The sequence below is a fragment of the Halostella pelagica genome (genome assembly GCF_004762015.1).
Classification (GTDB): domain Archaea; phylum Halobacteriota; class Halobacteria; order Halobacteriales; family Natronoarchaeaceae; genus Halostella; species Halostella pelagica.
This window is the reverse complement of the sequence record NZ_SJES01000009.1, coordinates 105312-119279: the sequence shown is the minus strand read 5'-3', so window position 1 is coordinate 119279 and position 13968 is coordinate 105312. Positions and strand designations below refer to the sequence as shown.

Annotated in this window: 14 protein-coding genes; 9 read left to right on the top strand and 5 right to left on the bottom strand. The window is 67.2% G+C overall.

The window, feature by feature from the left end; genetic code table 11:
* Positions 1-15 precede the first annotated feature (15 nt).
* Positions 16-1395, top strand: coding sequence for a phosphoglucomutase/phosphomannomutase family protein (locus tag EYW42_RS17685; RefSeq protein ID WP_135536779.1), 1380 nt, complete (start codon positions 16-18; stop codon positions 1393-1395).
* Between the two features lie 24 nt (positions 1396-1419).
* The gene (locus EYW42_RS19995; protein WP_168192905.1) at positions 1420-1581 is read left to right on the top strand and encodes a hypothetical protein; all 162 of its coding nucleotides are present in this window, start codon (positions 1420-1422) and stop codon (positions 1579-1581) included.
* A gap of 81 nt (positions 1582-1662) precedes the next feature.
* On the opposite strand, the gene EYW42_RS17680 is transcribed toward EYW42_RS19995, so the two are convergent.
* From EYW42_RS17680 to EYW42_RS17670, 3 genes are all read right to left on the bottom strand, one after another.
* Entirely contained in the window at positions 1663-1971 is a 309-nt protein-coding gene (locus EYW42_RS17680; protein WP_135536778.1) for a GNAT family N-acetyltransferase, read from the bottom strand.
* A 99-nt stretch (positions 1972-2070) separates the two neighbouring features.
* A complete protein-coding gene (gene samp2, locus EYW42_RS17675) occupies positions 2071-2268 on the bottom strand; it encodes a ubiquitin-like small modifier protein SAMP2 (protein WP_135536777.1) in 198 nt (65 codons plus the stop codon).
* Between the two features lie 97 nt (positions 2269-2365).
* Positions 2366-3424: a bactofilin family protein gene (locus EYW42_RS17670; RefSeq protein WP_135536776.1), complete on the bottom strand. Its 1059-nt coding sequence runs from the start codon at positions 3422-3424 to the stop codon at positions 2366-2368.
* A 105-nt stretch (positions 3425-3529) separates the two neighbouring features.
* Between EYW42_RS17670 and EYW42_RS17665 the strand changes: the two genes are divergently transcribed.
* A complete protein-coding gene (locus tag EYW42_RS17665; protein WP_135536775.1) occupies positions 3530-4513 on the top strand; it encodes a replication factor C small subunit in 984 nt (327 codons plus the stop codon).
* Between the two features lie 15 nt (positions 4514-4528).
* On the opposite strand, the gene EYW42_RS17660 is transcribed toward EYW42_RS17665, so the two are convergent.
* A complete protein-coding gene (locus EYW42_RS17660; RefSeq protein ID WP_135536774.1) occupies positions 4529-6391 on the bottom strand; it encodes an ATP-binding protein in 1863 nt (620 codons plus the stop codon).
* A 188-nt stretch (positions 6392-6579) separates the two neighbouring features.
* On the opposite strand from EYW42_RS17660, the gene alaS reads away from it, so the two are divergent.
* The gene (alaS, locus tag EYW42_RS17655) at positions 6580-9354 is read left to right on the top strand and encodes an alanine--tRNA ligase (protein WP_135536773.1); all 2775 of its coding nucleotides are present in this window, start codon (positions 6580-6582) and stop codon (positions 9352-9354) included.
* Position 9355: 1 nt separating this feature from the next.
* A complete protein-coding gene (locus EYW42_RS17650) occupies positions 9356-9682 on the top strand; it encodes a hypothetical protein (RefSeq protein ID WP_135536772.1) in 327 nt (108 codons plus the stop codon).
* A 17-nt stretch (positions 9683-9699) separates the two neighbouring features.
* On the opposite strand, the gene EYW42_RS17645 is transcribed toward EYW42_RS17650, so the two are convergent.
* A complete protein-coding gene (locus EYW42_RS17645) occupies positions 9700-10905 on the bottom strand; it encodes an HD domain-containing protein (RefSeq protein ID WP_135536771.1) in 1206 nt (401 codons plus the stop codon).
* An 80-nt stretch (positions 10906-10985) separates the two neighbouring features.
* Here EYW42_RS17645 and EYW42_RS17640 point away from each other — a divergent pair, with 80 nt between their 5' ends.
* The 4 genes from EYW42_RS17640 (at position 10986) to EYW42_RS17625 (ending at position 13958) form a co-directional block, all read left to right on the top strand.
* Positions 10986-11252: a hypothetical protein gene (locus EYW42_RS17640; protein WP_135536770.1), complete on the top strand. Its 267-nt coding sequence runs from the start codon at positions 10986-10988 to the stop codon at positions 11250-11252.
* Positions 11253-11391: 139 nt separating this feature from the next.
* Positions 11392-12186: an alpha/beta fold hydrolase gene (locus EYW42_RS17635; protein ID WP_135536769.1), complete on the top strand. Its 795-nt coding sequence runs from the start codon at positions 11392-11394 to the stop codon at positions 12184-12186.
* 92 nt (positions 12187-12278) lie between these two features.
* Entirely contained in the window at positions 12279-12980 is a 702-nt protein-coding gene (locus tag EYW42_RS17630) for a type 1 glutamine amidotransferase (protein WP_135536768.1), read from the top strand.
* 144 nt (positions 12981-13124) lie between these two features.
* On the top strand, positions 13125-13958 hold the full coding sequence (locus tag EYW42_RS17625) for a hypothetical protein (protein ID WP_135536767.1): 834 nt from the start codon (positions 13125-13127) through the stop codon (positions 13956-13958).
* Positions 13959-13968 lie beyond the last annotated feature (10 nt).

The window sequence follows — 13968 nt, the reverse complement described above, 5'->3', positions numbered from 1 at the left end:
GGTGTTGGAGGCGGTATGGAGACGCCGATCACGTTCGGAACTGACGGGTGGCGCACCACCCTGGAAGAGTTCACCGCGCCCCGCGTGCGGATGGTCGGACAGGCCGTCGCGACGTATCTGGCGGACGAAGGCCGCGGCGACGACCCCGTCGCCGTGGGCTACGACGCCAGAGAGAGTTCCCGCGGGTTCGCCGAGGAACTCGCTCGGGTGCTCGCCGCGAACGGCCACGACGTCGTGATGCCCGAACGCGACCGACCGACGCCGCTCGTCGCCTGGGCCATCGTCGACCGCGACCTCGCGGGGGCGTTCATGGTGACGGCGTCGCACAACCCCCCGGAGTACAACGGCGTGAAGTTCATCCCGGACGACGGCGCGCCGGCGCTACCCGAAGTGACGGACGCCATCGAGGAGCGCCTCGCCGACCCGGACCCGCTCCCGCCCGAACAGCACGGGAGCATCCGCGAAACCGATCTGACGGCGTCGCACTTCGACCACGCGCTGGATCTGGTCGACGCGGACCTCTCGGATCTCACCGTGGTCTACGACGCGATGCACGGCAGCGGCCGCGACACGACGGATGCTCTCCTCGAACGGGCGGGCGCGACCGTCGAACGACGCCGGTGCGAACGCGACCCGGAGTTCGGCGGCGGTGCCCCGGAACCGAGCGAGGAGAACCTCACGGGCCTGGTCGACGCCGTCCGCGAACGAGACGCCGACCTTGGGATCGCGAACGACGGCGACGCCGACCGCATCGCTATCGTCACGCCCGAGCGCGGGTTCCTCGACGAAAACCTCTTTTTCGCCGCCGTCTACGACCACCTGCTCGCGTCGGAGTTGGGGCCCGCGGTCCGGAGCGTCTCGACGACGTTCCTGATAGACCAGATCGCCGAGGCCCACGGCGAGGACGTGGTCGAGACGCCGGTCGGATTCAAGTGGGTCGCGCAAGCGATGGCCGAACACGACGCCCTCGTCGGCGGCGAGGAGAGCGGCGGATTCACCGTCCGCGGTCACGTCCGCGAGAAAGACGGCGTGCTGATGGCACTGCTCGCCGCCGCCGCGGCGGACGAAGAGTCGCTCGACGCCCGCGTCGCCCGCCTGCTCGACGAACACGGCGAGATCCATCAGGGCAGGATCTCCGTGGACTGCCCCGACAGCGAGAAAGACCGCGTGATCGACGAACTCGAAGGCGTGATTCCCGACGAGGTAGCCGGTGCCGCCGTCGAGGATATCGTCACCGTCGACGGGTTCAAACTGCTTCTCGACGACGGGTCGTGGACGCTCGTCCGGCCGAGCGGGACGGAGCCGAAACTCCGGGTGTACGCCGAGGCCGACAGCGAGGAACGGGTCGAGGCGTTGCTGGCGGACGGGCGTGAACTGGTGAAACCGCTGATTTAACTCGCCGGGCCACGACGGGGAGGTATGGTCTCGCAGGAGACGAAGATATCGCTCGCATTCGTCCTCGCCGGCGTCGTCCTCTGGTATCTCACGTCCATCACCGTCGAGAACGACCTGTGGGCGTGGATCGTTCTCGTCGGGGTCGGCGTGCTCGCGCCGACCGTCATCAACGAACGCCGCGGTTAGCCTATAGCAGAAATCAAACGCAATGACACACTCGACCAGCACCCGGAGTGCCGGTCGATGTGTACATAGTTTCAATTTCTGCTATATCGTCCCGCGAAGGCGCTCCTCGCCCTCGCCGGTCGGCTCTATCTCGAATCCCAGCGACTCGTAGAACGGGCGCACGCCGGGATCGAAGTCGGCGGTGAGGCGGTCGGCGCGTTCGGCCGCGGCCTCGACGAGCGCGGTCCCTATCCCCTGTCCGCGCCGTGAGCGGCGGACGGCGACTGCCTCGACGTGCGCGCCCCCATCCCGCGGGTCGAGGACGAGCGCGCCGAGGACGGTGTCGTCAGCGGCGGCTACCAGTGCGTCTCCGCGGTCGATCGCGCCCGCAACGTCGCCCGGTTCGAGCATCGCGGCGTCGAGAACGCGGCGGACCGCGGCCTCCGGCCGGCCGAGCCTCGCGGACGGCGACGGCGTCGGTCGCGCGTGAGCGCCCGGACTCGGACCCCGTCATCCGCCCTTGATCAGCCGAACGACGGTGACGCGGTCGGTCTCGACCGGCTGGTCCTCCGGGACGGGCCGGCCCTCGACCATCACCGACACCTCGTGCGGCGAGAGGTCGATCTCGGCGAGCAGGTCGGCGTAGGTCGGATCCGGCACGGATAACTCGTGCGTCTCCTCGCCAGCGACCTCGACGGTGACGTCCATAGGCGAGCCTTGCCGACGGTCGGTCGTAAGCGTGTCGTCACGGGAGCGGAGTCGTTCTTGCGACCCGCTCTCCGACAGCCTCAGGAGACGGACAGCCTCAGGAGAAGTCGACGGACGGGTCGTCGGTCGCCGCTCCACCGCGGCGGCGGCGACGGTAGCCGCCGACGAGGACGCCGACGAACGCGCCGAGGCCGACCAGGAACACGAGCAGTCCGAACAGGCCGCCGGCGATCGGGACCTGCGTCACCAGCGCGACGACCACGAGACCGACGACGAGCGCCAGCCAGCGGTTGGCGATCTCCGTAAGCGAGAGGAGTCCCTCGCCGACGACGTACGCGCCGTAGACGCTGCCGACCCACGCGAGGAAGAGAAAGAGAAAGAGCCACACGAACGCGAGCGGGATGCCGACGATCGTCACGAGGAGCAAGACGAAGAGGACCGGCGCTATCAGCAGTGTCGCGAGACCGAACCCGCCCGCCCGGAACGGGTTGTTCAGACCGTAGCCGGCGACGCGGGCCGAGAACGACGGGAGAAGCGCCAACAGGAGCGCGCCGAGTAGCAGGTTCGTGAGGAACCCGTAGACCGTCCCCGCCCACGCGAAGCGGGGTGGTTGCGGACCGGGTGCTATCGACGCGTCGCGGATCGTCTCTCCGCCTATCGTCGCACCCTCGGCGACGGTTAGCTCCCCGTCGTACCGCAGGTCGGACTGCACGACCGCCGTCGACCCGAGCGTTATCGACCCGGAGGCGATCTCGGCCGCACCGACCGTACCGTCGACGGTCACCGACCCCGCGGCCGCTTCGAGGGTCCCGCTGACGGTTCCGTTCTCGGCGATCACGACGTTGCCGCCGGCCGCTGTGACGTCGCCGCCGACGTCCCCGGCGATCCGGACGTTGCCGGAGAACGCCTCGACGTTGCCCTGCACCTCGCCCTCGATGATCACGTTACCGCCGGCGACGGTGAGGTCGCCGGTGACGGTTCCCCTGACGATCACCGTTCCGCCGGCGGCGGCGAGGTCGCCACCGACGGTTTCGTCCGCACTGACGACGACCGTGTCGCCGCTGCGTGTCTCCTGTGCTACCGCGACGCCGGGCAGGAGCGCCAGGACGACGAGCAGGGCGAGAACGACGGCGGGCGCGCTTCGACTGCGGTTCATACGCGTCTAGACGACGGATACGGCAAAAAGTGTGCGCCCGTCGACCGGACCGGCACGCTGTCGACTCTCGGGGGCTTTATCATCGTCAGGGCCCACCACCGAGATATGAGTACGGCGGACGCCGACGACGAACCGACGCCGGGTCGGAACGAGATCTGGATCGAGAAGTACCGCCCGATGTCGCTTTCCGACATCCTCGGACAGGAGGAGATCACGGACCGTCTGAAGAGCTACATCGAGCGCGACGAACTGCCCAACCTCATGTTCTCGGGCGAGGCCGGTATCGGCAAGACGACCGCGGCCACGAACATCGCCCGCGAGGTGTACGGCGACGACTGGGAGGAGAACTTCCTCGAACTCAACGCCTCCGACGAACGCGGGATCGACGTGGTCCGGGGTCGCATCAAGGACTTCGCGCGGGCGAGTTTCGGCAACTACGATTACCGCATCATCTTCTTAGACGAGGCGGACTCGCTGACCAGCGACGCCCAGTCCGCGCTGCGCCGGACGATGGAGCAGTTCTCCGGCAACACCCGCTTCATCCTCTCCTGTAACTACTCCAGCCAGATCATCGACCCGATCCAATCTCGCTGTGCGGTCTTCCGGTTCTCGCCGCTGTCGGACGAGGCCGTCGAGGAACAGATCCGCCAGATCGCCGACAACGAGGGGATCGAACTCACCCAGGACGGCGTCGACGCCATCGCTTACGCCGCCGACGGCGACATGCGCAAGGCGATAAACGCCCTCCAGGCCGCCGCCGTGATGGGCGAGACGGTCGACGAGGACGCAGTGTTTACCATCACCAGCACTGCCCGCCCCGAGGAGGTGCGTGAGATGGTGACGACGGCCCTGAACGGCGATTTCGTCGCCGCGCGGTCGACGCTCGACGAACTGCTCACCGAGAAAGGGATCGCCGGCGGCGACGTGATAGACCAGTTACATCGTTCGGTCTGGGAGTTCGACCTCGGCGACGAGGCGGCCGTCCGGCTGATGGACCGCGTCGGCGAGGCCGACTACCGCATCACCGAGGGAGCGAACGAACGGGTGCAGTTGGAGGCGCTGCTGGCGTCGCTGGCGCTCGAAGACTGACTCCGTCCGACTGTCTCACTCTCCGACCGAGAACTCGAATCGCGCGCCGCCGCTTTCGCTCTCGACCACATCGACCGTCCAGCCGTGGGCCTCGGATATCTGTTCGACGATGGAGAGGCCGTAGCCCGTTCCGTTCTCGTGAGTCGTGTACCCCGACTCGAACACGAGCGACCGTTCGTCTTCGGGGATGCCGGGACCGTTATCAGCGACGAAAAAGCCGCCCTCGAAGTCGCCGACGCGGACGCGAGCCGCGTCGGACCCGCGGTCGCGCGTCTCGTCGGTATCGGACTGGTCGCTCGTCGTCCCGTGCTCGATGGCGTTCCTGAAGAGGTTGCGGAGAAGGTCGCCGAGGCGGTCCTCGTCGGCGTCGACGACTCGTTCCGTCTCCACGAGTAGCGTGCACTCATCGGTGTCGACCGACGCCCAGGCCTCGGTCGCCGCGACGCGGAGTTCGACCGGGCCCATCTCGCCCACGATGTCGCCCTGTCGGGCGAGCGAGAGGAGTTCGTCTATCATCCGTCCCATCCGGTCGTGAGCGGCCCCCACCTGGTCGAAATGCTCCTCGTCGCCGGACTCTCGCGCCAGGTCGAGGAAGCCGCTCGCGACGTTCAGCGGGTTGCGAAGGTCGTGGCTGACGATGCTCGCGAACTCGTCTAACCGCTCGTTCTGCCGTTCGAGTTCCCGCTCTCGGCGCTTCTGGTCGGTGATGTCGGTGTAGACGGTGTAGCCCTGTTGGCTCCGTTCTCCCACCTCCAGGGGAGCGACGTGCAGGAGGAAATCGCGGACGCCGTCGGCCGTCTTTCGGCGGACCGTGGTCTGGAACCGCTCGCCCGCGACCACCGACTGGTTGATCTCCTCCACCGCCTCGACCCGTCCGTCGGGAACGACGTAGTCGTCGAGGTTCTCGCCGACTATTTCCGCGGCGTCGTAGCCGAACGTCTCCTCGAACTGGCCGTTGATATCGGCGACGATCGGGGCCCCGTCCTCGATCTCGTAGCTGACGACCGAGTCGGGGACGTTCTCGAACAGGGCGGCGAACCGGTCCCGTTCGGTGACGAGTTCCGCTTCGCGCCCCAGCAGCGCCTCCTCGGCGAGGATCCGCTTTCGCGTCTCCGCGACGTGCGAGAGGAGCAGTTCCGCGAGTTCGCGGTCGCGTTCGTCGAACGCACCGATCTCCGTCGCCGCCGCCTGGAAGAGCGCGGCGTCACCGACGGGGACCGAGAGGATAGAGCGGTATCGGTCGCTCGCCAGTTCGGCGTCGCCGTCGTTTCGAACGTCGTCGATGAGCACCGATTCCCCCGTCCGGTGCGTCCGGCCAGCGATACCCTCTTCGACTGAGAGCCGGTTGAACCCCTCGTCGGCCATACCGTCTGAAACGGACCGCGGGACGAGGTATCCGTCCTCGACTTTGTCGATGCCGCAGATGTCGAAATCGAGGATCCGCTCCGCGGCCTCGACGGTCCGGTCGAACAGTTCCTGTTCCGTCCGGCAGGCGACGAGGTCCGCGGCGCTCGCGTGGAGGGCCTCGATCCGCTCCATGTTCGATTCGGACCGGGTGGCCCACGTCGCCTGGTCGACTACTCGGTCGATGTCCGGGTCGTCGGGGTCGTAGCGGACGTAGCCAGCGGTCCCGTCAACCGAAACCTCCGAGGGTGGGTCGGCGCTCCACACGATGACCGGAACCGAAAGGTCCGCGTGGCGACAGTCGCCGACGAACGCCGCGTCCGCGATCAGGCAGTCGACCGATGGTGAGGGAGGGACCGCGCTGGGCGACGACACGTCGGCTGACAGGTCCGGCCGCTCGTCGATAGCGTCGGCGATTTCACCCCGACGCACGGCGTCCGAAACGACGAAGAGAACAGTCAGCGACCGTGCCATTGTGCATCAGTCATTCGAGTTAGGTTACATTAGTTAGAACTAGTGACAGTATAACGGTTGTGGTTGATCGTTCACATACAACCGAGAACGGGAACAGTCGCCGATACGGCTGCACGCGACGGGCCGCAGGCGGGCGATCCAGCGTTTACGGAACTGTTATACGGGCTGCGGAGCCACATTCCTGTATCATGAGCGAGCTCGAAGCGGAGTACCGTCTCGAATATTTCGAGACGAACGACTTCGTCCGAAAGGAGTGTACGGAGTGTGGCGCTCACTTCTGGACGCGGGACGAGAGCCGCACGACCTGTGGCGAACCGCCCTGCGAGGAGTACGGGTTTATCGACAATCCCGGTTTCGACGACGAACACAGTTTAGAGGAGATGCGCGAGGAGTTTCTCTCCTTTTTCGAGGCACACGACCACGAGCGCATCGACCCGTATCCGGTCGCGGCGAACCGCTGGCGCGACGACGTACTTCTGACTCAGGCGTCTATCTACGACTTCCAGCCGCTGGTCACGAGCGGCAAGACGCCACCGCCGGCGAACCCGCTCACCATCAGCCAGCCCTGCATCCGGATGCAGGACATCGACAACGTCGGGAAGACTGGCCGGCACACCATGGCGTTCGAGATGATGGCCCACCACGCGTTCAACACGCGAGAGGACGTCGACCCCGACAAGTACGCCTACCACGGCGAGGTGTACTGGAAGGACCAGACCGTCGAGTACTGCGACGAGTTCTTCGAGTCGATGGGCGCGAACGTCGAGGAGATCACCTACATCGAAGACCCGTGGGTCGGCGGCGGCAACGCCGGGCCGGCAATCGAGGTCATCTACCGCGGGGCCGAACTCGCCACGCTGGTCTTCATGTCGATGGAGCAAGAGCCCGACGGCGAGTACGAGATGAAAGACGGCAACCGCTACTCGAAGATGGACACCTACGTCGTCGACACCGGCTACGGGCTGGAGCGGTGGACGTGGGTGAGCCAGGGGACGCCGACCGTCTACGAGGCGGTCTACCCCGACATGATCGACTTCCTCAAGGACAACGCCGGGGTCGACCTCACCGACCACGAGGAGGCTGTCGTCCATCACGCCGCGAAACTCGCCGGCCACATGGACATCGACGAGGCCGAGGACATGGAGGCCGCCCGCGACACCATCGCCGACGAGATAGGCATCGACGCGGCGGACTTAGAGGAACTGATGGTGCCGCTGGAGGACATCTACGCCATCGCCGACCACTGCCGGACGCTCGCGTACATGCTCGGCGACGAGATAGTCCCCTCGAACGTGGGGACGGGCTATCTCGCCCGGATGGTGCTCCGACGAACGAAGCGGCTCTGTGACAACGTCGGCGTCGACGCGCCGCTGGACGAACTCGTCGACATGCAGGCCGAGCGCCTGGAGTACGAGAACCGCGACACCGTCCGCGACATCGTCCGAACGGAGGTCGAGAAGTACCGCGAGACGCTAGACCGCGGCTCCCGTCGCGTCGAACAGCTCGCCGAGGAGTACAGCCAGTCGGACGACCCCATCCCGACCGAGGAACTCATCGAACTGTACGACTCGCACGGCATCCAGCCGGACATGGTCGAAGAGATAGCCGACGAGAAGGGCGCGTCGGTGGAGACGGTCGACGACTTCTACGGTCTCGTCGCCGAGCGCCACGACACCGGCGGAGCCCTCGAAGTGGAGACCGAGGGGGACGAGCGCCTGCAGGACCTGCCCGAGACCGACCGCCTCTACTATGAGGACCAGGAAGGCACCGAGTTCGAGGCCGTCGTCCTCGATGTGTTCGAACGCGAGGACGGGTACGACGTCGTCCTCGACCAGACCATGTTCTACCCGGAGGGTGGCGGTCAACCCGCCGACACCGGGTCACTCTCGACTGACGAGGCGACCGTCGAGGTGACCGACGTTCAGCGCGTCGACGGCGTGATCCTCCACCGCACGGACGGAGAACCGGGGAAAGGCGAGTTCGTCCGCGGCAAGATAGACGCCGGCCGCCGCCGGCAGTTGATGCGTCACCACACTGCGACGCACGTCGTCATCCACTCGGCGCGCGAGGTGCTCGGCGACCACATCCGACAGGCGGGCGCACAGAAAGGCGTCGACTCCTCACGGATCGACTTCAACCACTACGACCGCATCTCCCGCGAGGAGATAAAGGAGATAGAGCGGGTCGCAAACGAGATCGTGATGGAGAACACTTCGGTCAGCGAGGAGTGGCCCCACCGCAACGAGGCCGAGGCGGAGCACGGCTTCGACCTCTACCAGGGCGGCATCCCGCCGGGAACGAACATCCGTCTCATCCACGTCGCCGAGGACGTGCAGGCCTGCGGCGGGACGCACGTCAACAGGACGGGCGACATCGGCGCGATCAAGGTGCGCTCGACCGAACGCGTCCAGGACGGCGTCGAGCGGATCACCTTCGCCGCGGGCGAGGCCGCGATCGAGGGCACTCAGCGGTCCGAAGACGCGCTCTACGAGGCCGCCGAGATACTCGACGTGACCCCCCAGCAAGTGCCCGAAACCGCCGAGCGGTTCTTCGGCGAGTGGAAAGAACGGGGCAAGCGCATCGAGGAACTGAAGGAGGAACTCGCCGCGGCGCGCGCAGGGGGCGCGGGCGGCGGCGAAGAGGTCGATGTCGGCGACGCGACGGCGGTCGTCCAGCGACTCGACGCCGACATGGACGAACTCCGCGCCACCGCGAACGCGCTGGTCGAGGAGGGGAAGATAGCCGTCCTCGGAAGCGAGTCCGACGGTGCGCAGTTCGTCGTCGCGGTGCCCGAGGGCGTGAACGTCAACGCCGGCGACGTGGTCGGCGAACTCGCCGGAAAGGTCGGCGGCGGCGGCGGCGGACCGCCGGACTTCGCGCAGGGCGGCGGCCCCGACACCGACGCGCTCGACGACGCGCTCGACGACGCGCCGGACGTACTCAGACAGGTACGGAACGCCTGACATGGACGGGTCCGAGTACGACGCGCTCGTCGACCGCCTCGCCGACAGGGTGATCGGTTCGCTCCGCGACGAGGACGGACGCCGGATCGACGGCGCGGACGACGACGACGCGCTCTGGTCGGCCGTGGGTGCGTTCGTCCCCGAGATGGAGGTGGACGTCTGCGAAGCGGTGCTCGACAACGCCGCCGCAGAACCCCTCGACGACCTCGTCGAGGAGGTCGCGGCCATGCGGGAGTCGGACGAGAACGAGCAGTTGCGAGCGGAGGCGTTCACCGTTCTCCTGCAGGATGTCAACGCTCGCGTCGCGGCGCGGGACGGCTACCAGTAGAGCGTCTCGTCTCCGGGTTATCGAACCGGGTCGCCGGCCGCCGTTTCCACCGTCGCGTCCCCCGCGTCGAGGTCGAGTACCGCAACGGCGGCCCGTCCGACTGTTTCTGCGAGTTCCTCGGGCGCGTACACGCCGAGTCGCCACTGCGTCCGCTGGGCGGCCTGTAACCCCTGGACGAGCGCGGACTGCTCGTGGAGGCGGCGGACGTCGCCGTTGACGACGACCCGCGTCGAGGACTCCGGCATACTGGGGCGACCCGGACTGTCCAGGATCACCGCCCGCTCGGGGACGCCAGCGTCCTCGGCTATCTCGGTTTCGAGCGCGCGCACTCGCTCGTGGTCCGTCCCGACAACCGTTTCGGGGACGGCGTCGAGTTCCGCCCACACCGCGCGCTTGTACAGGTCGCGCGTCGCAAGGCGGGCCGCGCCCTCGGCCGTCTCGTCGTGCCGGCGCAGCGCCGCCATCAGTTCGTCGTCGGTCATCCGGGCGAACTCCTCGGGTGCGAGGTCCGTCGCGTCGAGCAACCGCTCGCAGACCCGTTCGAGCATCGCACCGGCGATCCGCGAGACGTGGTGGCGGTACACCGTCGCGTTCATCAGCGCCCGAGCGACGAGTACGCTCTCCGCGGTTGCGACGTTGCCCTCGGCTAGCGCCAGGTCGCCGTCGACCAGCGTGAGCGACCGGAGCAGGCGGCCGTGGTCGATAGTGCCGTACGGCACGCCGGTGTGGTGAGCGTCCCGCACCAGGTAGTCCATGCGGTCGACGTCCAGTTCTCCCGAGACGAGTTGGCCGAGTTCCCCCTCGCCAGCGACCAGGTCCGCCACGACGTCGGCGTCGAGTCCGTGCGATTCGAGGACGGCCGCGAGTTCCCCTTCGCCGAGGAGGCCGTGGATGTCGTCGTGGTGACGGCCGAGTCGCCGCCTGATGATCCCCTCCGTCTGGTGGCCGTACGGCCCGTGGCCGACGTCGTGCAGGAGCGCAGCGGCCTGAACCGCCTCGGCCCGGGAGCCGTCGACGCCGAGTTGGTCGAGCGCACGTCCGGCGAGGTGGTAGACGCCGAGGCTGTGTTCGAACCGCGTGTGGTTAGCAGAGGGGTAGACGAGACGAACGGTCGAGAGTTGCTTGACGTAGCGCAGACGCTGGACCGCTTCGGCGTCCAGCAGGTCCTGCGCCACGCCGTCGACGTCGACGTAGTCGTGGACGGAGTCCTTGATCGCGTTCATGCACACCCTGTGACAGCGCGGGGGCAAAAACCGGTCGGGATGGCGAACGGTTTATTGTACGCCCGCCGTTCGGCGAACGTATGCATCCGAAACGGCTGGCGGACATCCTGTTTTTCTACGCGGGCGTACTGAACGTCGCGCAGTACGTGACCGCTCACGGCGTGCAGGTAGTGCCGGGATCGGCGTGGCAACTGTTCACTGGCCTCCTGTTCTGTCTGTACGCGGCCTACCGGTGGACCCGTCTGGACGACGAGGCGGGTCCGACCGAGTACGGCCCGTTTATATACTTCCTCGTTGCTCTGTGCGTAGTGCTGACGGTGATTACGGTCGGTTTCGCTGCTTCCTGACCGCCGCGGGTGGCGGACGGAGCGACGCTGCATCGAATGGGTCGATAGACGAACCGGTACGGCCGACGCGACTGATGCGTGCGTCGAACCGGCGTGACAGCGAGGCGGTTAAGATGCCGGCGGACCGTAGCCACGACAGATGCCGACCGCGAGCAACGAGGACACGTCGCTGTACTACGACATATCGGGAGAGGGAATCGCCGGCGAAACCGTCGCGTTCGTCGGGGACGTGGGGTACGGCGCGTGGCTCTGGGGGTGGCAACAGCCGGCCGTATCGGGGCCGTTCGAGGCGCTGGTCTGGGACTTGCGCGGGACGGGTCGCTCGGACGCGCCGCCGGGGCCGTACGACGTCGCAACGCTTGCCGACGACCTGGAGGCCGTGCTGTCGGACGCCGGCGCGCGGAACGCCCACCTCGTCGGCGTTGGACTGGGCGGGCTGGTCGCGCTGGAGTACGCCCACCGACACTCGCGGGCCGAAACGCTAACTCTCATGAGCACCGCCGCGAGCGGCGACGAGTTCGAAGCGCCGGAACGGAACCTGTTTGCCGACCCCGGCGACGAGGCGGCGCTCCGCGGGTCGCTCGACGCGGCGTTCTCTCCCGGGTTCCGCGAGCGCCAACCGGACGTGGTCGATGGGATCGTCGAGTGGCGACGCGACGGCGACGCAAAACCGGACGCCTGGCGGGCGCAGGCCGCGGCGCTGGAGAGCTACGACGCCGGACCGCTGTACGAGATCACGTGCCCCGCGTTCGTGATGTGCGGCGAGGACGACCCCGTAGTGTCCGTTTCGGCGGCCGAGAGCCTCGCCGCGGAACTGCCGAAGGGCGAACTGGCAGCGTTCGAGGGTCGCCACCTCTTTTTCGTCGAGCGGTCGCGGCCGGTGAACGACCGACTGCAGGGCTTCCTGGAGGAACACGCGGACCTCGAACTGTGAGCGGTGCCGCGGCGCGACCGCCTGTCACGAACTTCGGCAGAAGTACCGGACAGGCGAAACGCACTTTTCCCCGGGTGTACTGAATGCAACTGATGAGTCGACCGCGTATCGCCGTGCTGAACGCCGCACACGATCCCGAGCACAACCGTCGAAACTTCCGGCGGGAGCTCGACGCCGATGTCGTGGAGTTCGACGTCGTCAGTCAGGAGCTCCCGGAGACGTTCGATTTCGACGGCTGTCTCGTCACGGGCTCTCGGGCGTCAGTATACTGGGACGAGGAGTGGATCGACCCCACCAAAGAGTGGGTCGAGACGGCTATCGACCGCGGCCTTCCGTTCCTCGGCGTCTGTTGGGGACACCAGCTCCTCGCAGACGTGCTCGGCGGGCGCGTCGAACCCATGGGCGAGTACGAAATTGGCTACCGGACGGTCGAGCGAACTGGCGAGTCGCCGCTGCTCGCTGGCGTCGACGAGGCGTTCACTGCGTTTACCACCCACTCTGACGCCGTCGTCGACCTGCCGCCGGGCGCGGAGCACCTCGCGGAGAACGACTACTCGATCCACGCTTTCCGAAAGGACCGCGTCTTCGGCGTCCAGTTCCACCCCGAGTACGACATGGAAACCGCCGAGTCGGTGACGAAAGGGAAGGACCTGCCGGACCAGCGGATCCAGGCCGTGCTTGACGGCATCAACGAGGAGAACTACGCGGCCGCCTGCGAGGCCAAGACGCTGTTCGACAACTATCTCGAGTTCATGCGGGAACTCCGAACCGGCGAGCCGTCGGCCGCAGACTGAGACTGTCGGCTGTACTCCCTTGCAGAATATCGGACCCCCGGAGGCCCGAGTATCGTTACGAAGGTACAGCCGACAGTCTGAGCCCCCCGGACCGACCGCGTTGCGACTGAACTTATTTATTTCGCGAGACTGAAACCGGGACCGATGAGTGCCCCGTCCGCCCTCGATTCCCTTCGCCAACCGGAGTACACCGGCGATAACCGCTGTACGCCGTGTACTCTCGTAAACGTCGCGCTCGCGCTCGCTGGTAGCGCCGCCGCGGCATGGCTGGCCGCGACCACGGTGGGGCCGACCGTGGGCACCGCCGCGGGTATCACGGCGTTTGCCCTGGCGACGGTGACCATCTACCTTCGCGGCTATCTCGTCCCCGGGACCCCCCGACTCACGAAGCGGTACCTTCCCGACCGTGTGTTGGGATGGTTCGACAAAGCGCCGGAACCGGCGACCGGGGCGACCACCGCGGAGACCGCGCCGGAGGAGAACGTGAATCCCGAGCGGGCCCTTCTGGACGCGAACGCGGTCGAACCCTGCGAGGACATCGACGATCTCTGTCTGACCGACGCGTTCCGCGACGCGTGGCGCGACGCGAGAACCGAGGATATCACCGCCGAAGACGCCCTCGATGCCCTGGGCCTCGACCAGTCGGACTGCACGCTCGAATCGCACGACGACGCCTACCGCCTCACGCAGGGCGGACGGCATCTCGCCCAGTGGCCGTCGAAGGCCGCGCTGATGGCCGACGCGGCAGGGGCACGGGCGCTCGCGGACAGCTATGCGGGGTGGTCCGGTCTCGCTCCCGCAAGTCGCGGACGACTGCTGAGCGGGCTCCGCCTGTTCGTAGAGACCTGTCCCGTCTGCGACGGACAGGTGTCGCTCGGCGAGGAGACCGTCGAATCCTGCTGTCGGTCGTACGAGGTAGTGGCGGTCACGTGCGAGGACTGCGAGGCCCGTCTGCTGGAGGAGCGCTGGCAGGGATAGTGGCAAGACT